The sequence below is a fragment of the Devosia ginsengisoli genome (genome assembly GCF_024707105.1).
GTDB lineage: Bacteria > Pseudomonadota > Alphaproteobacteria > Rhizobiales > Devosiaceae > Devosia > Devosia ginsengisoli_A.
In genome coordinates this window covers 28084-52835 of the sequence record NZ_JANQAJ010000006.1, presented here as the reverse complement: position 1 = coordinate 52835, position 24752 = coordinate 28084, and the positions used below count along the sequence as shown (strand labels likewise).

The window sequence follows — 24752 nt, the reverse complement described above, 5'->3', positions numbered from 1 at the left end:
GGCATGGTCCTTCGCCCGAAGATTGATCCATGACCAATCCGGATTTTCGTATCTTCCCATCCGCTTCTGCCACGACCGATGCCGTGGCGGCCCATCTCGCGGCCCGTTTGGCTGCGCAGCCGGCGATCCGGCTTGGCCTGGCGACGGGCAATACATTCGTGCCCGTCTATGCGGCGCTGGTCGAGCACTACCGGGCCGGCGGCTTGTCTTTCGCCCAGGCGTGCAGCTTCAACCTCGATGAATATGTGGGCCTGCCGCCCGGCCATGTCGCCTCGTTCCGCGCCTATATGCAAAGCCATTTGTTCGATCATGTTGATCTTCCCGAGGGCCATGGCCACCTGCCGGCGGTGGAAGGGGACATCGAACTGGCCTGCCGAAACTACGAGGCAGCCATTGCGGCGGCGGGCGGCATCGATCTGCAATTGCTCGGTATCGGCCGGAACGGCCATATCGGCTTCAACGAACCGGGATCGGCCTTTGACAGCCGCACCCGCCAGGTCGATCTGACACCTTCGACCCAGGAGGCCAACAAGGCCGATTTCCCCGCAGGGGAAACGGTTCCTCCCACCGCCGTGACCATGGGCATCGGCACCATTCTCGAGGCCAGGGAAATCGTGCTGGTCGCCATCGGCGCCACCAAGGCCGAGGCGCTGCAAACGGCGTTCCGAGGCAAGCAGACGCCCGCTTGTCCGGCCTCGGCACTGCAGATGCATGCCAAGGTTCTGGTATTCTGTGACGAGGCTGCGGCCAGCCTGGTGCGGGCCGACTGAGAGCATGGGGCTACCGTGCTTCGCGGATGGACCGCCGGAGCATTTGCGGCGGCTGGCCCAGGACACGCAGGAAGGCGCGGCGCATCCTGCCGGCATCCTTGAAGCCAACGCGGCGGGCGATCTCGTCGAAAAGACCCCAGGCCCGCTTCGACGGCGTCGCGCGCGGCGAGGAGCCGTAGCTGCTCCACTGCCTTGGCCGGCGTCGTTCCCATTTCCCGCAGAAAGGCGCGCGCGAAATTGCGCGGGCTCATGGCGGCACGTTCCGCCAGCTGCTCGATGGTCAGCGGCTCGGTCAGGCTGGATTTGACCCATGCCACCAAGGCTTCGAAGCGCCCCGATTGACCGCCGAGCTCAAGCAGGCCGGAAAACTGCGATTGTCCGCCGGGCCGGCGGCTGTGCACCACGAGTTGCTGGGCGACCTGCCGGGCGATTGCCGGCCCGTGATCGTCTTCGATCAGGGCGAGGGAAAGGTCGATGCCTGCTGAAATTCCGGCTGACGTCCACATGTCGCCGTCCCGGGTGAAGATGCGGTCGGGTTCGAGGCGGACCCGCGGATAGCTGCGCCGAAAGCGCTCGGTGCTCTCCCAGTGCGTCGTGGCCGAACGGCCGTCGAGTCTCGCCGGCTTCGGCCAGCAGGAATGCGCCCGAGCACACACTTGCAAGCCGTCGCGGGCGGATGACTTTCAGCCACGCGACAATGGTGTGGAAGGCCACCATGTCCCAGACCAACTGGCCGCCCGAGACCACGATCGTGTCGAGCCCGTCGGCATCCAGCGCTGTCGCTGCCAGCTCGAGGCCGGAGGAACTGGCGATCATTCCAGCCGTTGGAGCCCGTATCTCGAGAGCATAGCCCTCCGGCACATAGCGGGACGCGAGCTCGAACGCGGCTGTGGGTCCGACGACGTCGAGGAACTGGAAGCCTGGATGGATGACGAAACCGATCCGTCGTGTAATGGCAGTTTTCGCCCGATTTATGTCATTTCGGACAAGTTCCACCCTGCGCTAGGCTGTTGTCAACATCTGGCGCAATACGGGAGCGAAAAGTGAGGAAGCGTGTAGTTGCCGCATGGGGTCTTCTCGGGGTCGTCATTCTTGCAGCGGGCGGCCTCGGCATCTGGCTGTCCCTGCTGCCGGCCGGCACTGCGGCATCCGCCCCGCCTGTGCCGGCGTCCGAGACGGCGGCAATGCTGGAGGGACTTCGGCCCGCCAGTGGTCAGCGGCCGGTCGTCGCCGTTATCGGCCTCAACGATGCGACAGAGACGACCGACTATCTTATGCCGACAGGCATATTGCGGCGTGCTGCCATTGCCGACGTGGTGATGCTGGCGACCGGCCCCGGCCCTGTTCAGCTCTACCCCGCGCTCAAGGTCGAGCCGGATGCCACCATCGCGGAATTCGATGCCAGCCATCCTCAAGGGGCCGACTATGTCATCGTGCCGGCGATGAGCCGGGATGACGACCCCGCGGTATTGGCGTGGCTCCGGCAGCAAGCAGACAAGGGCGCCATCGTCATCGGCGTCTGCGCCGGCGCCAAGGTAGTGGGCGCGGCGGGTCTGCTCGACGGCAAGCGCGCCACGACGCACTGGTATTATCTGCGCGATCTGCTGCGGCGCAGTCCGACCATCGACTATGTCGCGGACCGGCGCATGGTGATGGACGGAAACGTCGTGACGACAACTGGCGTCACCGCATCCATGCCCATGATGCTGACGCTGGTCGAGGCCATTGGCGGTCGGGCGCGGGCGGAGGCGGTGGCGCAGGACCTCGGTGTGGAATATTGGGGCGCGCAGCATGCGAGCAACGCCTTCACGTTCACCCGCCCGTTTGCCACCACTGTTCTTGCCAATACCATGGCGTTCTGGAACCGCGACGAGTTCGGTGTTCCCCTCCAACCTGGTGTGGACGAGGTGGCGCTGGCCCTCGTGGCCGATGCCTGGTCGCGGACCTACCGGTCCGGGACGGTCAGCTTCGCGGCGTCGAATTCCGCCATCGTGACGGCCAACGGCATCCGCATCCTGCCCGACCGGACCATGCAGGATTGGCCGGCGGCAAAGAGCGTCCCCGATTTCTCCGGGCAACCACCCGCTGCCGCGCTGGACCAGACACTGCAGGCCATCAACGCACGATATGGCGAAGGCACGACCAATGTGGTGGCTATGCAGCTCGAATATCCGCGATCGAACGCTGTGCAATGACGCCATAGCGGCGGCTAAGGCGCCGCCGAGGCATGGCCGGACATTAGCGGTTCTGCGGTCCGCAAAGCATGACGTGTATGCCGCTTTGGGTCAGGCTTTCCTTGTTTTCCTGGTCCAGCGGCAGCAGGTCGGTGGCGAAGCAGGTGAACTTTGAGAATGGCGCTACCCGCACCGCAGCTGTTCCCAGCCATTTGCTGGCATCCGCCACCAGATATCGATTACGCGAATTCAGCAGGATCGCATTGGTGATCTGGGCTTCCTCATAGCTGAAGTCGAGCACGCCGCTCGTCGGATGCAGGCCGCCGGCGCCAACCACGGCATGTGTGGCGTGGAACTTTTCGAAATAGCCGATCGTGTCTGAGCCGACGAGATCGCGGTCATTCGTCCGCCAGACGCCGCCGGTAAGGTACAGTTCGATGCCCTCGACATCGCCGAGGATCAGGGCGACATCGACATTGTTGGTGACCACGGTAAGCCCGGTATGGCCACGCAGCGCCTCGGCGACGAACCGAACCGTCGTGCCTATGCCCATAAACACCGTGGAACCATTGGGGATGTCTCGGGCGACATGGCCGCCGATGAGGCGTTTGGCCCGGCTGTGCAGGCTGGCCCGGGCATTGATCGGCGTGTTCTGCGCCATGACCGGCAGGTCGACTCCACCATGCAGCCGCCTCGCCAGGCCCAACGCGCACAGCACGTTGATATCCCGGCGGATGCTCTGTGGGGTCAGGCCATAGTCCTGCGCCAGCAGGTCGATCTGCTGGGCGCCACGCGCACCGATACGCGCCAGGATATCGTTCTGCCGATCGGAAAGTCGGGGGTCGCTCATATCATTGAAGGAACAGCTGTGGGTTGTTGGGGAATATCACGCGGGCTCGCATCGGCCGGGGCGCGAGGCGCTTGCCCCTGCACTTGAACTTCCCCGGTGGTCCGAGGCCGGCTGTCTGTCATCTGCTCGCCCCTGGCGACGTCCAGTGTCAGTCGGTGCGCTGTCCTGTTTCCCTGTTGAATGGATGGAGATCCGTCATGCTCACATAGAGCGTTGCCCTTCCTCCCTCGGTGACCGCAGTGCGAGCCGGCACGGCTGCCACGATCAATTGGCCGCTGCCGTCCAGCCGCATATGCAGGTGGCTCTCACCGCCGATCGGTTCGTAAAGCTCGACCGTGGCCTCTAGCATCAGATGCGGACCATTAGGGGGCGACAACTGGATGGTATCGGGCCGGATGCCGACAAGGTCGGTACCATCGGGGAGAGCCAGTGGGCCCTTGTCGCGCAGGTCATCGATATCGATCAGGTTCATGGGCGGGGAGCCAATGAACCCGGCAACGAACAGTGTCTCGGGGCGCTCGTAGAGTGCCAGCGGTGCCCCCACCTGCTCGATGCGGCCACCATTCATCACCACCAGGCGGTCGGCGAGGGTCATGGCTTCGAGTTGGTCGTGGGTGACATAGACGCTTGTCGTGGCCAGGTTGCGCTGCAGGCGCTTGATTTCGATACGCATCTGTCCGCGCAGCTTGGCATCGAGGTTGCTGAGCGGCTCGTCGAACAGGAATGCCTTGGGCTGGCGCACGATAGCCCGGCCCATGGCGACGCGCTGGCGCTGGCCGCCCGAAAGCTGGCGCGGCCGGCGGTCGAGAAAGGGTTCGATCTCGAGGATACGGGCGGCCTCGGTCACGCGCCGGTCGATCTCGGCCCGCGGCGTGCCACGATTCTTGAGACCATATTCGAGGTTTCCGCGCACCGTCATATGCGGGTAGAGCGCGTAGTTCTGGAACACCATGGCGATGTCGCGTTCGGCCGGCTCCTTGGTGTTGACCACGGTGCCGTCGATGGAAATCGTGCCTTCGGTGATCGCCTCAAGGCCGGCGATCATGCGCAACAGGGTGGACTTGCCGCAGCCCGATGGCCCCACCAGCACGACCAGTTCGCCATCGGGGATGGCCAGGTCCAGGCTGTGGATAGCGGTGACGGCGCCGGCATAGACCTTTTTGACGCCCGATATGTCGATGCTTGCCATTTTCTCACTTCTCGGTTTCGACCAGGCCTTTAACGAACAGGCGCTGCATTAATATGACGACGAGGACGGGGGGCAGCATCGCCAGGATGACGGCGGCCATGACGAAGTTCCATTGTGGTTCGGCATCGGCGGTGGCCGCAAGCCGCTTGATGCCCATGACGACAGTGTAATAGCGGCTGTCTGTGGTCACCAGCAGCGGCCACAGATACTGCACCCAGCCATAGATGAAGAGGATGACGAAGAGTGCGGCGATATTGGTCCGGCTGAGCGGTAGCAGGATATCGCGGAAGAACTTCATCGGCCCTGCCCCATCGACCCGCGCCGCCTCCATCAACTCGTCTGGCACGGTGAGGAAGAATTGCCGGAACAGGAAGGTGGCGGTGGCCGAGGCAATCAGCGGAATGATCAGGCCCGGATAGGAATTGAGCATGCCCAGATCGGCCACCACCTTGAAGGTGGGGATGATGCGCACCTCGACCGGCAGCATCAGCGTGATGAAGATGATCCAGAAAGCCAGCAGCCGGAACGGGAACTTGAAGAACACGATGGCATAGGCGCTGAGGATCGAGATAGCGATCTTGCCCACGGCGATGGAAATGGCCATCACCAGAGAGTTCAGCAGCATGATGGAAAGGGGTGGCGCCCCGGCGGTCGAAATGCCCTCGTTGAGCATGAAGCCGTAGTTTTCGAGCAGATGCGGGCCGGGTAGCAGGGGCACCAGCCCCCGCATGAAATCGCCGCTGCCATGGGTGGAGGCGACGAAGGCCAGGTAGACCGGAAACACCACGATGACGACGCCGATGATCAGCACCAGATGGGTGAGGAAGGCCAGGAAGGGTCTGTTTTCAATCATCTCGCCACACCCCTAATACTGCACACGCCGCTCGACATAGCGGAACTGGATGGCGGTGAGCGCGATGACGATGATCATCAGCACCACGGACTGGGCGGAGGATGAGCCGATATTCAGCCCGATGAAGCCGTCGGTATAAACCTTGTAGACCAGGATATTCGTCGCCTGCGCCGGCCCGCCCTGGGTAGTGGCGTCGATGAGCCCGAACGTGTCGAACATGGCGTAGTTCATGTTGACGATCAGCAGGAAGAATGTGGTCGGCGACAGCAGCGGGAAAACGATGGTCCAGAAGCGCTTGAAGGGGCCGGCACCATCGATGGCCGCGGCCTCGATCAGCGATTGCGGCACCGATTGCAACCCCGCCACGAAGAACAGGAAATTGTATGAAATCTGCTTCCAGCTTGCAGCGATGATGACCAGGATCATGGCATCGGTGCCGTCGATGCGGTGGTTCCAGTCGACGCCTGCCGCGCGCAGCAGATAGGGGGCGATGCCGATCGTGGGGTTGAACATGAACCACCATAATATGCCCACCACCACCGGGGCCACCGCATAGGGCCACACCAGCAGGGTCGTATAGAGCCGATTGGTGCGCAGCACGCGGTTCACCGCGACCGCCAGGACCAGGGCCAGCGTCATCGACAACACGGTGACGCTGAAGGCGAAGACCGCGGTCTTGCTCAATGAGCCGACATAGTTCGGGTCGATGAACAGCCGGCGGTAATTTTCGAACCACACGAAAGTGGTGTGGAAGCCGAACGGGTCTTCCCGCTCGAAAGAGGATTTAAGCGCCTGCAAGGCAGGCCAGATGAAGAAGATCAGGGTAACGGCAAGCTGCGGGACAAGCAGCATGTAGGGGAGAATCTTGTTGGGGAAGATGGTTCGCTTGGCCTGCATGCTCCGCCTCGTTCTGTGCCGCCAGTGGCGGCGCTGCTGGCGCCCCACCCTCACGAGGAGGGTGGGGCGTGCTCGGGCCGGAGGGCCTACTGATTGGCGGCTTCGAAGTCGCGCAGGATCTGGTTGCCGCGCTCGACGGCGGCATCGAGCGCTTCCTGGGCGGTCTTGGTGCCGGCCAGCATAGCTTCGAACTCTTCATCCACCACGGTCCGGGCCTGGGTCAGGTTACCGAAGCGAACGCCCTTGGAATTGGCCGTGGGCGTGCCGCGGGTGATCTGCTGGATGGCAATATCCGAACCGGGATTGTCGGCGTAGTAGTTCTGTTCCTGGCCCAGCTCGTAGGCGGCATTGGTGATCGGCAGATAGCCGGTAAACTGATGCCAGGAGGCCTGCACTTCAGGCTGGCTGAGATAGGTGAAGAACTGGGCGACGCCCTTGTAGACCTCCGGGTCCTTGCCATTGAGCGCCCACAGCGTGGCGCCGCCGATGATCGAATTCTTCGGATCGGTGGTCACGTCGTCATAATAGGGCAGGGGTGCAAAACCGACTTCGAACTCCTTGGAATTGTTGATCACGCCGGCACGCGAAGCCGAGGAGTTCATGTAGATGGCGCATTCCTGCGCGTAGAATTTGGGTGGCGCATCGCCACCGCCCACCGGGCCGCCATATTCGAACAGGCCTTCGTCGGCCCACTTCTTGAGGTTGTCCCAATGCTTGACCTGCACGGGGCCGTTGAAGGTGAATTCGGTGCCCAAGCCCCCGAAGCCATTCTCCAGCGTGCCATAGGGCTGGTCGTGAATGGCCGAGAGGTTTTCGGTCTGCACCCAGGTGATCCAGCCACTGGTGAAACCGCAGGGCGCGGCGCCTGATTCCATGATCTGGCGGCTCATCGCTTCGAGTTCGGCCCAGGTCTTGGGCGGCGTTTCGCGATCAAGGCCGGCGGCCTCGAACACATCCTTGTTGTAATACATGATGGGCGTGGAGGAATTGAACGGCATCGACAGGATGTTGCCGTCGGTGTCGGAATAATAGCCGGTCACCGGGGCGAGGAAGCCGGCCGGATCCCACGGCTCGCCATTGTCGGCCATGAGCTGGTAGACCGGATAGACGGCGCCCTTGGCAGCCATCATGGTGCCGGTGCCCACTTCGAAGACCTGCACGATGGCCGGCTGCTCATTGGCGCGGAAGGCCGCGATAGCGGCGGTCAGGGTCTCGGGATAGGTACCCTTGTAGCTCGGAACGACCTTGAATTCCGATTGGCTTTCATTGAAGCCATTGGCGATTTCCTCGAGCTTCTTGCCCAGTTCGGCGTCCATGGCATGCCACCAGGCAATCTCGGTCTGAGCGGCAACGTTGGGCGCATGGGCCAGTGCGGCGATCACACCTGTCGACAACAGGAGCGCAAGCTTCTTCATTGGGTGGTTCCTCCGGTGTTTTTTAAGCAAAGGATCTCCGTCCTCGCATCGCCGAGTCGTAGCAATGCAATTTTCATTTGGCAAAGGATATGTTCAAGTGAACAAAGAGCGGAGTGGCGAGGCGATCAGAAAGCCTTGAATCATGCTCATATGAGCACTGCACCGGTACGATAATCAGGCTTCGCAAGGGCCGGTTCAAAATCGGCCAGTAGGTCACCTCCGTCAGATCCAGGGTCACCTATATCCAGAGTGCACTTTAGCCCATCCGGTTGCCGGTGACCTTCGCGCGCCGCGTTATTCCAGCTCGACCACGCGGCGTTCGTTGATCGATTGTTCGGCGGCCAGGACGATTTCAAGGCTGTTGACGGCGGCGTCCATGGCATCGCTCAGGTCGATATCCTCGCGGATGGCGCTCAGGAACAGCGCCTGTTCGCGATCGCATAGCTCCTGATGCGTGGGCTCGTCCTCGGTCGAAATGAATTCGTCCGGCTTGACGAAGTTCTTGTCAGGTCCGACCTCGGCATGATGGTAGCGCAGCATGTCGGTCTTGGTGTGTCGGTCGATATCGGCGGAGTCCGTCACCTCGGTCAGCTTGTCCTTGCCTTCCGACGATGCGGGAACCATCGAGACCGAGCCATTGGGGCCGATCACGTCTTTGACGAAATAAGCCGTCTCGCTCATCATCGGTCCCCAGCCGGCCTCGTACCAGCCCACCGAACCATCGTCGAAAGTGACATGCAGATGGCCATAATTGGGCTTGTCTGCCGCCTCCCACAGCCTGGCGCCGATACCATGGACGCGAACCGGCCTGGCACCGGTCATCTGGCACATGACGTCCACATAGTGGACGCCGCAGTCAACGATCGGAATTAGCGAATCCATCAGGTTCTTGTGGCCGGTCCAGGCCGGTCCATTGCTCTGCTGGTTGAGATTCATCCGCATGACCAGCGGCTTGCCCAGGGTCTTGCTGAGTTCAGTGAATTTGATCCAGCTCGGATGGACCCGCAGGATATAACCCAGCACCAGCTTGCGATTGGTCCGCCGCGCGGTCGCCACGACCTTTCGCGCATCCGCAATCGTGGTGGCAATGGGTTTTTCCATGAAGACATGCGCCCCCGCTTCCATCGCCTTGATGGCGTATTCAGCGTGGGTGTCGGGCCAGGAATTGATCGAGACGGCATCCGGCTTTGTGGCAGCCATGGCCTCGTTGAAATCCTCGAACAGCGGATAGTTCCGCAATTCGTCCGGGATGGCGGCGGACCGGATCGACCGGCTCATCAGCCCCACGATTTCAAAGCCCGGATTGCGGTGGTAGGCGATGGCGTGCGAGCGCCCCATATTGCCCAGCCCCACGACGAGAATTCTCACTGGTGCGCTCATGTCGACTTCTCCGATTCTGGCTACGAGACCATGTAGGGCAGACGAGGGCAAGCCGTGTGGCTCGGCTTGCCGACCGGGCGGTGGACATGCAAGCATCGCTTCCGCTGATCGAGGCGATGGGAGCAGAGTAGAAACGATGAGCGCCAGCGCGCCGCGCCCGCCGATCAGGGATTACGAGAGTTTGTGCGCAGTGCTTGCCGAGCGGCAGGATTCGCTCAGCCGGCGGCTCGGGCAGGTCGCCCGGTTTTTTCTCAATCACCCCGAAGAGGTGGCGATCAGCACGCTGGTGACCCTGGCCGATCATGCCCAGGTGCCGCCGGCCACCATTACGCGTTTTGCCAAGGAGCTCGGTTTTGTCGGCTTTGCCGATCTGCAGGCAGTGTTCCGCGAGCGGCTGGTCGGGCCGCGCCTGCCCTATGCCGAGCGTGTCACCAGGCTGCGCACCGGCGAGATTGGCGATGCCGATCTTAACGATTCTGACCGTGTGTTTGAAGGCTTCGTGCAGGCGGCGGTCAATTCGCTGGTGCGCATCGAGGAGAGCCTCGATCGCAGCGAACTGGCGGCCTTTGTCGATGCCCTGGCCGCCTGCGACGTGGTCCATGTAGCGGCGGCCCGTGGCGCCTTCAGCATTGGGGCCTATTCCGTCTACGGCCTCGCCAATATCGGCAAACGCGCCCATCTGGTGGATAATCTCGGCGCCATGCGGCGCGAGCAGATCGCTGCCATGGGCGAGAATGACGTGCTGCTGGTCGTCACCTTTGACGACTACACGCCCGAAACCGTCGAGGCGGCGCGCCTGGCCGCCGCACAGGGGCGCACGGTGTTGGCGATCACCGATAACGAACTCAGCCCGGTCGTCGGGCCAGCCAGTCATATTCTCTACGTCACCGAGGCCAGGCTGGGACATTTCCGCTCGCAGGTGCCTGCGCTGGTCGTATGTCAGGCCATCATCGTCAGCCTTGGACGGCGGCTGCGCGCCGAGCAGCCAGTGTCGGACAAAATGAAATCAAAAAACCAAAAAGCGAAAAACGAAAAATAGATTGCAAGGTGATGCGTCCTCGGCGATGGTGGTGGAGGGGGATGTCGACATGCAGGCTAGGTTCGATTTTTCCGAAGCATCCGTGCTGGTCATTGGCGCCAGCCGGGCCGGCATCGGCGCCGCTATCGCCCGCTCGTTCCAGGCGGCCGGGGCCGACGTGATCATTACCGGCGTCGAAGACCAGCCGGCTGAGGAGGATCGTGCCCGCTTCCGCTATGCGCAGCTCGATGTCACCGATACCGAAGCCGTCCGCGCCCTGAGCAATTCGATCGACCGGCTCGACGTGCTCGTCAACTGCGCTGCCATCACCGCGCGAGGCGAGGAGATGGAGCCGAGCTTTTTCGAGAAGGTCGTCAACGTCAACCTGCACGGTACGTTCCGCACCGCCGAAACCTTTCACCCGCATCTGAAGGCGCGCGGCGGCAATATCGTCAATATCGCCTCGATGTATGCCCGCTTCGGCAGCCCGCGAAACCCGGCTTATGGCGCCAGCAAGGCCGCGGTCGAGCAGTTGACCAAGTCGCTCGCCATTGCCTGGGCGCCCGACGGCATACGGGTCAACGCCGTGGCGCCCGGCTTCATCGTCACCGAGCAGTCGGCCCGCAGTCGCACTGACCCGGTCCACGTGGCCAATGTGAATGCGCGCACCCCGCTGGGCCGGTGGGGGCAGCCGGATGACATCGCGGGCGTAGTCCTGTTTCTGGCTTCGCATGCTTCGGCCTTTATCACTGGCGCCTGCATGCCAGTGGATGGAGGATATTCGGTCGTTTAACGGAGCCGGGCGGAAGAGGAGCCGCCTGGTCTTGGGAGGGAGCATGAACGGGTTCAGCGATCTGGGCATTGCCGTCATTGGTACGGGCTTCATCGGCACCGTCCATATCGGGGCGCTGCGTCGTCTAGGCATGCATATCGCCGGCGTGCTGGGGTCGAATGCGGCCCGTGGCGCCGAACGTGCCGCTGCACTGGGCGTGCCGCGTGCCTATGACTCGCTGGATCAGTTGCTGGCCGACCCGGCGGTCGATGCAGTGCATGTCACCTCGCCCAACCATGCTCATTACGCTCAGGTCAAGGCGATCCTGGCGGCGGGCAAGCATGTGATCTGCGAAAAGCCGCTGGCCATGACGTCAGCTGAATCGGCGGAAATGGTCGAATTGGCGCGCGCCAGCGGCCGCATCGCTGCCGTTTGCTACAATACGCGGTTCTACCCGCTCAACCAGCAGGCACGTGGCATGGTCAGCGCCGGGGAACTGGGCGATATCCGCCTCGTCACCGGGCATTATCACCAGGATTGGCTGGCCAAGGCGAGCGACTGGAACTGGCGGCTGGAAACCGATGAAGGCGGCGCCCTGCGGTCCGTCGCCGATATCGGTACGCACTGGATCGATCTGGTCAGCTTTATAGCAGGAGCCAAACCCACCGCGATCCTGGCGGAACTCGCCACCTTCATTCCCGAGCGTCGGCGGCCACTCGGTCCGGTCGAGACCTTTGCCAAGGCTGGGGCCGAGGCCAGCGAGGCGCGCCGCATCGAAACCGATGACGCTGCGCTGATCCTGCTGCGTTTCGCCAATGGCGCGCGCGGTTCGATCACCACCAGCCAGGTCAGCCACGGCCGCAAGAATGCGATGAGCTGGGAGATCAGTGGCGCCGCAGGTTCCGCCGCCTGGAATTCCGAGCACCCCGATCATCTTTGGCTCGGCCACCGCGAGGTGCCCAATCAGGTGTTGCAGCGCGATCCGGGCCTGATGAATGCCTTGGGCAGTGCTGCCGCCAGCCTGCCCGGTGGCCATATCGAAGGCTTTGCCGATACGTTCTTCGCGCTGTTCGGAGCCGTCTATGCCGACATACTTGCCGGCCGGCGCTCCGAACAGGCAAATTACGCCAGCTTCGAGGATGGCCACTATGAGATGCTGTTCTGCGATGCTGTACTCAAGAGCGCCAGAGAAAGCAGCTGGGTCGACGTGGGAGGACAAGGATGAAGCTGGGATTTCTGACGGCCCCATTTGCCGATACCGATCTCATGGCGGTGGTCGACTGGGCGACGGATAACGGCTTTTCAGCGCTGGAAATCGCGTGCTGGCCCCGCTCGGGTGGTGAAACGCGGCGTTACGCCGGTACCTCGCATATCGATGTCGACGGGCTTACGGCCGGCAAGGCCGCCGAGATTGTCGCAGCGCTCGCCGCCAAGGGCATAACCATTTCCGGCCTGGGCTATTATCCCAATCCTCTCCATGAGGACGAAGCCCATCGTGACGCGGTGATCGGTCATCTCAAGAAGGTCATCACGGCCGCGAGCCTGCTGCAGGTGCCCGTGGTCAATACCTTCATGGGCGGCGACCGGACGCTCAACATCGAGGAAAACTGGTCGCGTGCGCGGGATATCTTCGCCCCGATCGTGGCGCATGCCCGCGATGCTGGGGTGACTCTGGCCTTCGAGAACTGCCCGATGATCTTCAGCCATGACGAATGGCCCGGCGGGCACAACATCGCCTATTCGCCCAAAATCTGGCGGCGCATCTTCGATACCTGGGACGAGGGGGTTGGCATGAACTACGACCCTTCTCACCTCGTTTGGCAGATGATCGACCAGCCGCGCTTTATCCGCGAATTCGGCCCCAAGATGGTCCATGTCCACGCCAAGGACGTGATGATCGACCGCGACGGGCTCTACGAGAACGGCATCATGTCGGTCGGTATCGGCTGGCAGATACCGCGCATGCCGGGCCTCGGCGATATCGACTGGGCCCAGTTCTTCTCCGGTCTCTATCGTGCCGGCTACGACGGCCCGGTCATCATCGAGCATGAGGACCGCAATTTCGAGGGAAGTGACGACAAGCTCAAGCGAGGCTTTTTGCTGGCTCGCGACGTGCTCAATCCATACGTGAAGTAACCAAAAGAATATGCAAGGATAACCACAGTCTCAAGGGAGGACTAATATGAACAAGCTGCTCGTGACCGCCAGCGCGGTCTCCATTTTTGTCGGGCTCGGCGGCATTGCCGCCGCCCAGGAATATACGATTGGTGTCTCCAACACCGTGCAGGGCAATGGCTGGCGCGAGGAAATGATCTGCGCGATCAAGGCGCAGGCTCTCGATTCCGGTCTGGTGTCGTCGCTCAATATCGCCCACCGCAATACTGACGCTGCCGGCCAGCTCGAAGACATCCGCAACCTGATCCAGGCCGGCGTCGACGCCATCGTCGTCAACCCGGCCAATCCGGAAGGCATCAATGCGGCCGTCAAGGAAGCAACCGATGCCGGCATCATCGTGGTTGCGGTGGATCAGGCGGTCACCGAGCCGTCTGCCTATGTCCTGTCGAACAACCAGGAAGAATACGGCTATCTCGGCGCCAAGTGGCTGTTCGAGCAGATCGGCGGCGAAGGTAGCGTGGTCTATATGCGCGGCGCTGCTGGTGCCTCGGCCGACGACGATCGTGACAAAGGCTTCAAGCGCGCCCTGGCCGAATATCCGGGCGTGAGCGTTGCCCAGGAAGTGTTCACTGGCTGGCAGCAGGACCAGGGCAAGCAGCAGATCCTCGACTATCTGGCGACCGGCATTCCGTTCGATGGTGTGTGGACCTCGGGTATCGACAATGTCATCGTCGATGCCTTCGTCGAATCCGATGCACCGCTGGTGCCGATCGTTGGCGCCGACAATGCCGGCTTTGTCGGCCAGCTTGCCAGCGTCGATGGCCTCGTCGGCGCGGCCGTGACCAATCCGGGCTCGATCGGGGGTGCCGGCGTGACGCTTGCTTTGCAGATCCTCGAAGGGAATGCGCCGGCAGAGAAAACCGTGCTGGTGGCGCCCGAGCTCTGGGACAACGTCTCCGACGAAGGCAAGGCCAAGATCGCCGAGGCGCAGAATCCGAACCTCGATCCCGAATGGCCGGTGAGTGTCTCGATCCCGGACTTCACCACCTACACGACCGAGGAAATCATCGCCTGCAAAGGCCCCGGCGAGTGATCTGATCCTGTCCCCGGCCGCAAGGCCGGGGACATCTCCCGACCAGGCAAGGGCAAGGTGTCGTCGGCATGACGGAAGCAGCGACTGGGCGTCCGCTATTGGACGCAAGCGGCGTGGCCAAAAGGTTCGGCGCCGTCGCGGCGCTCAAGGATGCGTCGCTCACGGTGGCTGCCGGCGAAATCGTCGCGCTGATGGGCGCGAACGGCGCCGGCAAATCGACCTTCGTCAAAATCCTTACCGGCGCGCTGCGGCCTGATGCGGGCCATATCCACCTCGACGGGCAGGACCGGCGCTTCGCCTCTCCGGCCCAGGCGCGACGCTCGGGCATCATGCCGGTCTATCAGGAGCCCTCGCTCATTCCCGACCTCGACGTGGCCGACAATCTGCGGCTTGTCGATGTGCCGGTCGAGCCGTTCCGGCACTGGGTCAATGAACTCGGCATTGCCGATCTGCGGCTCGATGACCCCATTGCGCACCTGCCGCTCGCTACCCTGCGCATCCTCGATCTCGCCTTGACGCTCGCCAAGGAGCCCAAGGTGCTGATGCTTGATGAAATGACCGCGGCCCTGCCCACCGATCTGGTCGAGCGCGTGCTGACCGTCATTCGCGCCCAGGCGGATGCCGGGCGCTCCGTCATCTATATCTCGCATCGCTTTGCGGAGATTGCCCGCGTCTGCGACCGCGCCTCGGTTTTGCGCGACGGCGTTACAGTGGGCGATTTCGTCATCGAACCCGGCATCGAGGAGAAGATCGTCGAACTGATGCTGGGTGGCATTCCCACTCGTGTCGAAGCGACTGGTGCGCGTATTCGCGATGCTGCTGGTGCCGCCGAAACGCCGCGCCTGCAGGTGCGCGGCCTCGGCGCCGGCTCCAAGCTCGCCGATGTGTCGTTCGACCTCAACAAGGGTGAAGTCCTTGGTGTCGTGGCGCTGGAAGGGCAGGGGCAGGACGAACTCTTCAGCGTCCTTGCCGGCTTCCGCCGCGCACGTTCCGGCACGATCGAGGTCGATGGCAAGCCCGCCAGCTTCGGCCACCCCGCCGACGCCATTGCCCGTGGCCTGACGCTGGTGCCCGGCGACCGCAAGGACGCCCTGCTGATGCTGCGCTCGGTGCGCGAAAATATCGCCCTGCCGCAATTGGCTCACCCATCGAAATGGGGCGCCATTCCGATGCGCCGGGAAGCCGCGCGCGTCGCCGATGCGGTTGCGCGACTGCAGATCGACATGCGCGCCCAGGCCGAGGTCCGACGCCTTTCGGGCGGCAACCAGCAGAAGGTTACCATCGGCCGCTGGGTGGCAGCCGGTGTCGAGACTTTGCTATTGTTCGATCCCACGCGCGGCATTGATGTGCGCACCAAGCACCAGATCTATCCGCTGCTGCGCGAACTGGCGGCGCAAGGCGCATCCATTCTATTCTACACGTCCGAACTGGATGAGGTCGCGCTGGCTTGCGACCGCGCCATCGTCATCTTCGGCGGTCGAGTGGTAGACGTCATCGACGCCAGCCAGGCCAGCGAGCAGAACCTGATGCGTGCCGCCTACGGCTTGACCGAAGCCGGACGTCAGTCATCCACCATGACGGAGGCGCAGCCATGACGCGCTTCCTCACCCGGCACAGCTGGTCGCTCGGCCTGTTCGCGATCCTGGTTATCCTGCTCGTCGCGACCCGCATTATTCAGCCTAATTTTGGTGCCTCTGGCCTCGATTCCCTGGCGCGCGCTGCCCTGCCTTTTGCGTTTGCCACGATTGGCATGGGTATCGTGGTCATCGCCGGCGGCATCGATCTGTCCATTGCCTCGATCATGGCGGTCGCCGGGGTCATCGCGGCACTGCTCATGCAGCAGATGGGCGACGCCAGCGCTGGGCTGGTCGTCCTCATCGTTCTCCTCGCCGGGGTGGCGATGGGCGCCATCAACGGCCTTCTCATCGTGCTGACGCGGGTGCCCGATATCGTCGTCACCCTTGCCATGTTGTTCGTGTGGGAAGGGGTGGCGCTGCTGATCCTCAATGCACCGGGCGGCACGGCAGCGCCCTGGCTGCGCGCTCTGGTCGTGGGCGGGGTGACCATTCCCGGGCTGCCGCCGGAGCTGACGGCATGGTTGCCCCGGGCTTTCGTCGTGCTGGTGGCGTTTACGCTGATCATCTGGCTGCCGCTGCGCCGCTCCAAGCTGGGCCTGTCCATCTATGCCATCGGCAGCGACCAGAACGCGGCCTTCCGTTCCGGTGTGCCGATCGGGATGACCCGCGTGGCGGCCTATGCTTTTGCCGGCCTGTTCGCGGCGCTTGGCGGCCTGTCGATTACCCTCAGCACCGGCATCGGCGAGCCGATCGCCGGCCCCTATCTGCTGGCAAGCGTCGCCGCCGTCGTGCTCGGCGGGATATCGCTGACCGGCGGTCGCGGCGGCCTGTTAGGCCCGATCATTGCCGTCTTCATCCTGCGCACGCTGCGGCTCGACCTCACCCTGCTGTCGGTCGACCCCAACGTAACCACCATTATCGAGGGCATCATCATGGTGGCCGTGGTGATGATCGGCGGCCTGCTGGCTATGAGAGGACCGCGCTGATGGCAACGCCCGTCGAGACGATTTCACCGCTACAGTATGCCGCCCGGATCATCCGCGAGAACCCGGTCATCCCGCTGATCCTTTTGCTCTGTGCCCTGGTGGGCCTGCTGGAAGGCCTGCAGCCCGGCATTTTCAATGAGCGCTGGGTGGGCAACACCATCCGCTTCGCCATTCCTCTCGCCATGCTGGCGGCCTGCCAGACCCTCACCATGCTGACCGGCGGCATCGACCTTTCGGCCGGCGTCGTGGCCACGGTCAGCGCATTCGTCGTTGCCACGCTGACCCCACTGGTTGGCGGCCCTGCGGCCATCGTGCTGGCGCTGGTGCCGGCCGTGCTGATGGGACTGGTCAATGGTTTTGGCGTCGGCATCTGCCGGGTCCATCCGCTCATCATGACGCTGGGCACAGGGTTGATCGGCACGGGGTGCCTGCAGGTTTATCAGCGCTACGTCATCAATACCGGCTCGGAAATCCCCGGATTTTTCGAGTTCCTGGGTACTGGTCGCACCTTCGGCATGCCCAATGCGCTCTATCTGTTCGTACCCTTCGCTATCCTCATCCTCTGGGGCCTGCGGCGCACCGGCTTTGGCCGGCTGCTCTATGCGTTGGGGGCCAACGAGAATGCCACGCGTCTTTCCGGCGTACGCTCCTGGCAGGTGCTGATGGCGCTCTATACGGTGGTCGGCCTCATCGCCGGCATTACCGGGCTGCTCTATGTCGGCATCATCCGTGCGCCGTCGCTGTCACTGGCCAATTCGCTGATGCTGCCATCGGTCGCCGCCGCGGTGATCGGCGGTACCTCGATCTTCGGCGGGCGCGGCAGCTATTCGGGCACCATTGTCGGCGCGCTGATCCTCACCGTGCTAGGCACCCTGCTGACGCTGCTGCAAATCCCCGAAGGCGCTCGGCGCCTGCTGTTCGGCGCGATCATTCTGGCCGTCACCGCCGTCTATGTGCGGATCACCGACCAAAGCTGAGCTTGGAGAAGCCGATGACTGCGCCCTTCGGACAGAGCCTGCTGGGCAAGGCGGTGCTGATTACCGGCGGTTTTCAGGGCGTCGGCCTCGAAATCGCGCGCCACGCCCAGGCCAATGGCGCCGGCCGTATCGTTCTGGCCGGGCGTGATGCCGGCAAGGGGGAGCGGGCAAAGGGAGAAATTCCGGGTGTCGAACTGGTTTTCGGCGAGCTGGGCGATCCTGAGACCCCGGCGCGCCTGATGGAAGAGGTGTTGGCCAATGGCCCACTCGACGGACTGGTCAATGCTGCGGGCCTGACCGACCGGGCCAGCTTCACCGATGGCACGGTCGCCATCTGGGACAAGCTCTTTGCCGTCAATGCCCGGGCGCCCTTCCTGCTGATGTCCGCCATGATCGCGCATCTGCGCGAGCGCAAGGCGCCCGGTTCGATCGTCAATATCCAGTCGATGAACGCCCATTGCGGCACGCCGGAATTGGCCATCTATTCGGCCAGCAAGGGCGCACTCGCCACGCTGACGCGCAATGCAGCCAATGCTCATGTCGCCGACCGCATCCGGGTCAACGGCATCAATATGGGCTGGGCCGCCACTGAGGCAGAGCAGAACATGCAGGCCCACATTCTGGGCAAGGGCGAGGACTGGGTGCAGCAGGCCGCGGGCAAGCTGCCATTGGGCCGTCTGCTGGAAGCCAGCGAGGTCGCCCGTCTGGCCGTCTATCTGCTGTCTGACCTGTCAGGCCTGCAGACCGGCACCTCGATCGATCTCGAACAATGGGTCGTTGGCGCCCCGCGCTGAACGAAAACGGGCGGTGGAAGCTCCACCGCCCGCACCGTCCTTTCAGTCAGGCGCTCTTACCAGGCGTCGCCCTTGAGGTCGGCAAGGTCCGCCTCGAGCAGTTCGAGGTTTTCAGCAGCCGAACCGTTGCCGGCCAGCGTGTTGTGAACCGCGCTCCAGAACAGCGAAGAGACCTCGTTATAGTCGGTCTTGGTCGGGGCCGAGGGCCGCGGCACGGCATTGAGCAGCACGTCCTTCCACGCCGGCACGATCGGCTGGGCTGCCGCCACTTCGGCGTCGTCATAAAGTGCCGGACGCGTCGGCATTTCGGTCAGCTCGATCGCGCGTTCCTTCTGTACCTCGTAGGAGGTGAGATAGAGCGCCAGCTCGATGGCGGCATCCGGGTTCTTCGAATATTTGGAAACGGCATAGTTCCAGCCGCCAAGCGTTGCGGCCGAACGGGCGTCAGGGCCTTCGCCTGACGGTAGCGGTGCCACATCGAACAGGCCCTTGATCGGGCTGTCGCCGCTATTGCCGAGCGCATAGGCATATTCCCAATTGCGGTGGAACACCGAATTGCCGAGCTGCCACACGCCGCGGCTTTCCTCTTCCATATAGGCTAGGCTTCCCTCCGGCGAGATAGTGCCGATCCAGCTAGCGGCGAGGTCGATGGCGGCGACGGCGTTTTCGTTGTTGATCGAGATGGTGCCATCGGGCTCCACGATCTGCCCGCCACCATAGGATTTGACCCATTCCAGGGCATCGCAGGTGAGGCCTTCATAGGCATTGCCCTGGAAGACGAAACCCCACATGTCGGCATTGCCGGCGGCGCGCTCGCCATCCATGATTTCCTGAGCCGTCGCGGTCATTTCGGCCCAGGTCGCCGGAACCGATTTGCCGTATTTTTCCAGTAGGTCTTTGCGGTAATAGAGCGCCGGTGCGCCGGTATAGGAGGGCAGGGCAACCAGCTTGCCATCCACGGTCTGCGACTCGATGATCGAGGGGAAGAAGTCGCCCACCACATCCTTTGCTGCCTCGGTGAGATCGAGGAACTGGTCGGCAAGCTGGGGCGCCCAGATCACGTCGGTGGTGTAGAGGTCGATATCGGTATTGCCGGCGGCGAGCCACAGGCGGTACTGCCCGAACTGGTCGGTGGTCGAGGACGGCATCGGTACGATCGTCACCGTGTGGCCGGTATCGGCCTCGAAGCGGTCAAGCTGGGTGCGCAGGAATTCAACGCTCCGGCCCGTGCTGCCCGATACGACCGAAAGCTCAGCGGCATAGGCCATGGCCGGCATGGCAACGCCGGCGAGCAGTGCGATCCCCCACGTCATCGTCATTTTCGAGAATTTGAACACGATGTCCTCCCTGGACTGTTGTTGTAATCAGGTCGCCACCGGATCGAAGGCGAGGAAGCGTCGGGGATTTCCGACGGCCAGCGCCTCGATATCGGTGGATGACAATCCGGCGCTGGCAAGTGCCGGCAGAATGGTGGTGGGGATATGGGCAAAGCCCGGCCCGCCGCCGTGAGCCTGGTGATAGGATCGGCGCGCCATGTCGCCGCTGAGCATGATCTGGTGGCTATGGCCGTCAGCCACCAGCGCCACCACAAGGGCAATGCGGTCGGCGTCGGCGAGATATTTGGCCTTGGCGAACTGGTCGAAGCCAAGGAAAGCTCCGGTTGCCGCGACTTCGCGCAGGTAGCCAAGATCGGGTTTGAGATCGAGGTGGCCCAGCAGGATGCGATCGGCAGGCACGCCATGATCACCCAGCAATTGCACCTGGCCAATGGCCCAACTGCCCTTTTCGGTATGGGTGCTAATAGGCGCGTTGGTGGCTTGGTGGGCGGCGGCCGCCGCCTCGAAGACGCGGCGTTCGTGCGGACCCGGGCCATCAAGGCTCGATGATGCCTTGATGAGACCAGCTTTGGCCGCCGAGCCGGCAATGCCGTGCTGGATTTCCTCGATCATCCAGGCGGCGATTGCGTCGGTGGTCAGGGTTGAGCTGATCCGGTCGGCAAACTTGCCCTTGTTATAGCCGGTCGCGGCGATGAGATGCACGCCGCTGGCCGCCGCAATGCGCGTCATGACTGCGGCATCCCGGCCATAGTCGATCGTGGTCATTTCGATGACGGATCGTCCGCCCGCCGCGGCGAATAGGTCCAGCTCGCGCTGCGCCAATGCTTCGTCATCGAGAAACAGGTCGGGATCGGTTACATCCGGGGGTGGCACGGCATAGATATGCTCGTGCCCCAGGGTGAGGCCCAGATCGGCCGGGTCGATATCGCCGAGAACCGTGCGGACGATCACAGCACTGCTCCCATATCGGCGAGCCGTTCGCGGATCAGTGTGGCGGGCAGGGTACGTGGCGCCACGCCCATGCTGGTGGATAGCGCGGCGGCGACACCGGCTGCCTGGCCCATGGCCAGGCATTGGCCGATCGAACGCACGCTGGCATGGGCATCATGGGACGCGCTGAGACAGCGGCCGGCGACCAGCATTCCATCGACGTCCTGCGGCAGGAGGCACCGATAGGGGATACCGTAGGTGCCGCTGTCGGGCACATATTCCCAGCGGGTATTGCCTCCGGCGTGATGCTCCTCGATGGGTGCGCCGCACTGGGCGATGGCATCATCGAATTGGCGGGCCGATAGCACGTCTTCGCGGGTCAGCCAGTATTCGCCCTTGATGCGGCGAGTCTCGCGGACGCCGATCTGGATGGCCAGGCCCCCCAGCACCGACTTTTCATAGCCCGGCACGTTATCGACGAGGAAGCGTGCATATTCGAGCGCCTGCAGCCGGCCCTCCCTTTCGGCGGCGGAGAGCTGTTCCACATCGGTGCCGTCGACCCCGCCGACGCGAGTCATATTGGTCACCATCACGCCGTCATGCGGGGTGATATGGGCGCTGCCTTCCTTGCGCGGCAGATTGTAGCTGTCGCTCTTGGCCGCCATCAGGTCCCACATGGCCTGCTTGGGAAAGGCCTTGGCAGCCGCCATGTCGACATTGATCATCTTGAATGTGGTGGTGAGCGACTGAGCGATGCCCAAGGCTCCAGAGTCCTCGAATGGCGCACCGGCGCGGGCGGCCACGGTAGCGTCGCCCGACGCATCGATGATGGTCGTAGCCATAATCGCCTGTGGCCCCTTCGGCGTGCCGATAAGCGCGCCCTTGAGATGTTTTCCGTCCCGCAGCAGGTCGATGAAGTAGCTGTGGAACAGCACCTTGACGCCCGCATCATGCGCCAGCTTGTCCCACACCACCTTGAGCACTTCGGGGTCATAGGTGAGCCCAGCGCCTGCGCCATAGGTATTGGGCCGCTTGATGAGCACATTGTGCGCGGAAAGCCCGGCAATCACATCGTCTGGTATGCCACCGACCACCTTTTTCTCGGTCTGGCCCGGCGTATAGAAGCCATAGAAGGTATCGAGCACCATGACGCCGGTGCCGCCGAGAAATCCGTAGCGCTCGACGAGAACGACACTGGCGCCCTGACGCGCCGCGGCAATGGCAGCGGCCGAGCCGGCGCTGCCGCCGCCGATCACCAGCACGTCGCATTGCGCCAGCACTGATAGGTCGGTTTTGTAGCTCAAGCTGGTCATCCTGCGACTCCCCACCCTCCGGCGACCTCGAGCACGGTCCCGGTTACAAATCTGGATTGATCGAGCGCCAGAAAGCCGATGGCATCGGCCACGTCCTCGGCACTGCCGAATGTGCCGGTCAGTGGCTGGCGGTGCTTGATATAGGCCTTGGTCGGCTCATCGCCCTGCGCCCGCAGGCTCATCGGCGTTTCGATGAGGCCAGGCGCCACCGCATTTACCCTGATGCCGTGATCAGCATAATAGGCGGCCATCGTCCGGGTCAGCGCGATGATGGCGCCCTTGGAAGCCGCATAGGCATGGGTGGCGAAGAGCTTGGCCGGGGCATAGCCCAGCACCGAAGCGGTGTTGACGATGCTGCCCCGGCCGGCGTCCATCATCGGTGCCAATGCGGCACGGCACATGCGGAAGGTGGTGGTAAGGTTGGTATCCATCACCGTGCCCCAGCCCTCATCGGTGCAGCTATGCACCGGCCCGTCGCCGAAGCGCCTGCCGCTGATGCCGACGACATTGACCAGCACGTCGAGGTGCCCAAAGCGGGCCAGCACCTGCGCCACGGCATCGGCCGCGGCATCGGGCTCGGTCAGGTCACGCTGGATAGCCAGCAGGCCTGGAATGGTTTCACCCAGCGCAGCAAGATTGTCTGGCGCACGATCGAGCGCGGCCACGCTGAGGCCCTGGCGCGCCAGGTAGCGCGCGGTTGCAGCGGCAATGCCCGAGGCCCCGGTAACGAGGGCGATTGAACGGTCAGGCGCCATAGAGCACCTTCACGCGGTCGCGGTAGTCGTTATAGGTGTCTTCGAAGCGCTGTTTTGATGCCTCGGCACCCATTGTATGGGCACTGGCGAGCACGAGCGGCATCTGGCCCCGCGCTGCCAGATCGGCGGCGATCAGGCACTTCATGGCATTGACCACGGCCGTATTGCCGATGGTGCTGCCGGGACCGACGGGAACATCGACGCCGGGAATGTCCACCATGGCATCGCCCGGCACCGCGCAATTGTCGATGACCAGATCGGCAATATCGGCCAGCTTCTTGCCCGATGAATGCCCGCTCGGCAGCAGGGCGGAATATTGGGCGGCAATGATGGCAATGACCTTCATGCCGCGCGCCTTGGCGCCCAGCGCCACATCCACCACTACGCCATTAGTGCCGGAGGTGGAAAACACCACCATCACGTCATAGTCGCGCAGTACGTAATTGGAGAGAATGACTTCGCCGAACCCTTCCTGACGCTCGATCCACATCGCCTGGCGCTGGCCGTTCGAGCCAACTACCTGGGTGTGGTTGGTCATCGACAATTCCACCATGGGGTGGAATCCGGGAAAGCTGCCATAGCGGGGAAACACTTCCTCGACCGCCATGCGCGAATGGCCGGTTCCGAACAGATGCACCAGGCCCTTGCGGGCGATGGCATCGGCGCACCAGGTCGCGGCGGTTTCGATCACATCGCCCTGGGTGTCGCGGACGCGCTTGAGCAGGGCTTCCGCCGCGTCGAAATAGGCGGTGGCGGGCGTTCTATCCATTGGTCGTGTCTTCCTTTCGGGTAATCAGGGTGTTGCCGGCCGAGAGCTTGACGCGGAAACTGGATTTGTCGCCGCGGCCCCAGCGCTGGGTGAATTCGACGGGCTGGCCTTTGTCGGTCACCACCGTTCGTTCGGTGTAGACCAGGGGTGCACCGGGCTCGACTTCGAGCAGTTCCGCCAGTTCGGCATCGGCAGAGACCGCTTCGATGGTCTCCTCTCCACCGGCCAGTGTGATGCGGTAGTGGGTCAGCAGCGTGTGATAGAGCGAGCCGGCCAGGTCGAATGTTGCCAGCCCAGGCGCCAGCGTTTCGTTGATATGGGAAATCTCGTAGAGCAGCGGCTCGCCATCGATCAGGCGAACGCGCCGCAAGGTGACCACCGGCCAGCCCGGCAACTGGTTGAAAATCCGCGCGACCTTTTCGCTGGCCGAGGTAAGGCCGGTCTCCAGCACGCGTGAGGTCGGCTCAAACCCCTGCGCGCGCATATTCTCACTGAACCCTGCCAGCAGTTCGAGCCGTTGCTCGACCTTGGGCTGGCTGGAAAACGTCCCCTTGCCCTGTCGCCGAATGAGCCAGCCTTCGTTTTCCAGCTCCTGGATGGCCTGGCGCACCGTGGCGCGAGACACGCCGAGCTCGCTCGTCAGCTGCCGCTCGGAGGGCAGTGGCTGGTCTTCCGACCACATGCCGCTGCGCAACCCATGCAGCAACACATCCTTGAGCTGCACAAAGAGCGGTGTTGGCGAGCGGTGATCAAGGACGGTGCGCAGGTCGCGGGGGTTCACGTTGTGC

At 63.2% G+C, this 24752-nt stretch carries 23 protein-coding genes and 1 pseudogene; 11 read left to right on the top strand and 13 right to left on the bottom strand.

What is annotated here, in order from left to right; genetic code table 11:
- The first annotated feature begins 29 nt into the window (after positions 1–29).
- Positions 30–770, top strand: coding sequence for a glucosamine-6-phosphate deaminase (locus NVV79_RS03945; protein ID WP_303986516.1), 741 nt, complete (start codon positions 30–32; stop codon positions 768–770).
- A 10-nt stretch (positions 771–780) separates the two neighbouring features.
- Here NVV79_RS03945 and NVV79_RS03940 read toward each other — a convergent pair.
- Positions 781–1724 (bottom strand): annotated as a pseudogene (locus tag NVV79_RS03940) (GlxA family transcriptional regulator).
- A gap of 89 nt (positions 1725–1813) precedes the next feature.
- On the opposite strand from NVV79_RS03940, the gene NVV79_RS03935 reads away from it, so the two are divergent.
- Positions 1814–2965, top strand: coding sequence for a DJ-1/PfpI family protein (locus NVV79_RS03935; protein WP_303986514.1), 1152 nt, complete (start codon positions 1814–1816; stop codon positions 2963–2965).
- A 43-nt stretch (positions 2966–3008) separates the two neighbouring features.
- On the opposite strand, the gene NVV79_RS03930 is transcribed toward NVV79_RS03935, so the two are convergent.
- From NVV79_RS03930 to NVV79_RS03905, 6 genes are all read right to left on the bottom strand, one after another.
- Positions 3009–3794, bottom strand: coding sequence for a DeoR/GlpR family DNA-binding transcription regulator (locus NVV79_RS03930; protein WP_303986512.1), 786 nt, complete (start codon positions 3792–3794; stop codon positions 3009–3011).
- Between the two features lie 148 nt (positions 3795–3942).
- Complete coding sequence (locus tag NVV79_RS03925) at positions 3943–4983, bottom strand: sn-glycerol-3-phosphate import ATP-binding protein UgpC (protein ID WP_303986510.1); 1041 nt, start codon at positions 4981–4983, stop codon at positions 3943–3945.
- Between the two features lie 4 nt (positions 4984–4987).
- Positions 4988–5836 carry a sn-glycerol-3-phosphate ABC transporter permease UgpE gene (gene ugpE / locus NVV79_RS03920; protein ID WP_303986508.1) on the bottom strand — a complete coding sequence of 283 codons (849 nt, stop codon included), beginning with the start codon at positions 5834–5836 and terminating at the stop codon, positions 4988–4990.
- A gap of 12 nt (positions 5837–5848) precedes the next feature.
- Complete coding sequence (ugpA, locus tag NVV79_RS03915; RefSeq protein ID WP_303986506.1) at positions 5849–6733, bottom strand: sn-glycerol-3-phosphate ABC transporter permease UgpA; 885 nt, start codon at positions 6731–6733, stop codon at positions 5849–5851.
- Between the two features lie 86 nt (positions 6734–6819).
- Complete coding sequence (ugpB, locus tag NVV79_RS03910; RefSeq protein WP_303986503.1) at positions 6820–8148, bottom strand: sn-glycerol-3-phosphate ABC transporter substrate-binding protein UgpB; 1329 nt, start codon at positions 8146–8148, stop codon at positions 6820–6822.
- A 294-nt stretch (positions 8149–8442) separates the two neighbouring features.
- Positions 8443–9528 (bottom strand): Gfo/Idh/MocA family protein, encoded by a 1086-nt coding sequence (locus NVV79_RS03905; protein WP_303986501.1) that lies wholly within the window; start codon positions 9526–9528, stop codon positions 8443–8445.
- 136 nt (positions 9529–9664) lie between these two features.
- Between NVV79_RS03905 and NVV79_RS03900 the strand changes: the two genes are divergently transcribed.
- The 9 genes from NVV79_RS03900 (at position 9665) to NVV79_RS03860 (ending at position 18860) form a co-directional block, all read left to right on the top strand.
- Positions 9665–10567, top strand: coding sequence for a MurR/RpiR family transcriptional regulator (locus tag NVV79_RS03900; protein ID WP_303986499.1), 903 nt, complete (start codon positions 9665–9667; stop codon positions 10565–10567).
- A gap of 49 nt (positions 10568–10616) precedes the next feature.
- On the top strand, positions 10617–11339 hold the full coding sequence (locus NVV79_RS03895) for an SDR family NAD(P)-dependent oxidoreductase (RefSeq protein WP_303986497.1): 723 nt from the start codon (positions 10617–10619) through the stop codon (positions 11337–11339).
- Positions 11340–11382: 43 nt separating this feature from the next.
- Positions 11383–12543, top strand: coding sequence for a Gfo/Idh/MocA family protein (locus tag NVV79_RS03890; protein WP_303986495.1), 1161 nt, complete (start codon positions 11383–11385; stop codon positions 12541–12543).
- Positions 12540–13454 carry a sugar phosphate isomerase/epimerase gene (locus NVV79_RS03885; RefSeq protein ID WP_303986493.1) on the top strand — a complete coding sequence of 305 codons (915 nt, stop codon included), beginning with the start codon at positions 12540–12542 and terminating at the stop codon, positions 13452–13454. Before NVV79_RS03890 ends, NVV79_RS03885 begins: the two co-directional genes overlap by 4 nt.
- Positions 13455–13500: 46 nt before the next feature.
- Positions 13501–14526 carry an ABC transporter substrate-binding protein gene (locus NVV79_RS03880; protein WP_303986491.1) on the top strand — a complete coding sequence of 342 codons (1026 nt, stop codon included), beginning with the start codon at positions 13501–13503 and terminating at the stop codon, positions 14524–14526.
- Between the two features lie 113 nt (positions 14527–14639).
- Positions 14640–16121 carry a sugar ABC transporter ATP-binding protein gene (locus NVV79_RS03875; RefSeq protein WP_369684698.1) on the top strand — a complete coding sequence of 494 codons (1482 nt, stop codon included), beginning with the start codon at positions 14640–14642 and terminating at the stop codon, positions 16119–16121.
- The gene (locus NVV79_RS03870) at positions 16118–17089 is read left to right on the top strand and encodes an ABC transporter permease (RefSeq protein WP_303986487.1); all 972 of its coding nucleotides are present in this window, start codon (positions 16118–16120) and stop codon (positions 17087–17089) included. Before NVV79_RS03875 ends, NVV79_RS03870 begins: the two co-directional genes overlap by 4 nt.
- The gene (locus NVV79_RS03865) at positions 17089–18066 is read left to right on the top strand and encodes an ABC transporter permease (protein ID WP_303986486.1); all 978 of its coding nucleotides are present in this window, start codon (positions 17089–17091) and stop codon (positions 18064–18066) included. Before NVV79_RS03870 ends, NVV79_RS03865 begins: the two co-directional genes overlap by 1 nt.
- 14 nt (positions 18067–18080) lie before the next feature.
- The gene (locus tag NVV79_RS03860; protein ID WP_303986484.1) at positions 18081–18860 is read left to right on the top strand and encodes an SDR family oxidoreductase; all 780 of its coding nucleotides are present in this window, start codon (positions 18081–18083) and stop codon (positions 18858–18860) included.
- A 56-nt stretch (positions 18861–18916) separates the two neighbouring features.
- Here NVV79_RS03860 and NVV79_RS03855 read toward each other — a convergent pair whose 3' ends face one another.
- From NVV79_RS03855 to NVV79_RS03830, 6 genes are read right to left on the bottom strand one after another with little or no spacing between them, the layout of a single operon-like run.
- A complete protein-coding gene (locus NVV79_RS03855; RefSeq protein ID WP_303988312.1) occupies positions 18917–20179 on the bottom strand; it encodes an ABC transporter substrate-binding protein in 1263 nt (420 codons plus the stop codon).
- A gap of 45 nt (positions 20180–20224) precedes the next feature.
- Complete coding sequence (locus tag NVV79_RS03850) at positions 20225–21148, bottom strand: phosphotriesterase (RefSeq protein ID WP_303986482.1); 924 nt, start codon at positions 21146–21148, stop codon at positions 20225–20227.
- On the bottom strand, positions 21145–22431 hold the full coding sequence (locus NVV79_RS03845) for an FAD-dependent oxidoreductase (RefSeq protein ID WP_303986481.1): 1287 nt from the start codon (positions 22429–22431) through the stop codon (positions 21145–21147). The genes NVV79_RS03850 and NVV79_RS03845 overlap by 4 nt, the downstream gene beginning before the upstream one ends.
- 5 nt (positions 22432–22436) lie before the next feature.
- Positions 22437–23195 carry an SDR family NAD(P)-dependent oxidoreductase gene (locus NVV79_RS03840; RefSeq protein ID WP_303986479.1) on the bottom strand — a complete coding sequence of 253 codons (759 nt, stop codon included), beginning with the start codon at positions 23193–23195 and terminating at the stop codon, positions 22437–22439.
- Positions 23185–23964 (bottom strand): SIS domain-containing protein, encoded by a 780-nt coding sequence (locus NVV79_RS03835; protein ID WP_303986477.1) that lies wholly within the window; start codon positions 23962–23964, stop codon positions 23185–23187. The genes NVV79_RS03840 and NVV79_RS03835 overlap by 11 nt, the downstream gene beginning before the upstream one ends.
- Positions 23957–24745 (bottom strand): GntR family transcriptional regulator, encoded by a 789-nt coding sequence (locus NVV79_RS03830; protein WP_303986475.1) that lies wholly within the window; start codon positions 24743–24745, stop codon positions 23957–23959. The genes NVV79_RS03835 and NVV79_RS03830 overlap by 8 nt, the downstream gene beginning before the upstream one ends.
- Positions 24746–24752 lie beyond the last annotated feature (7 nt).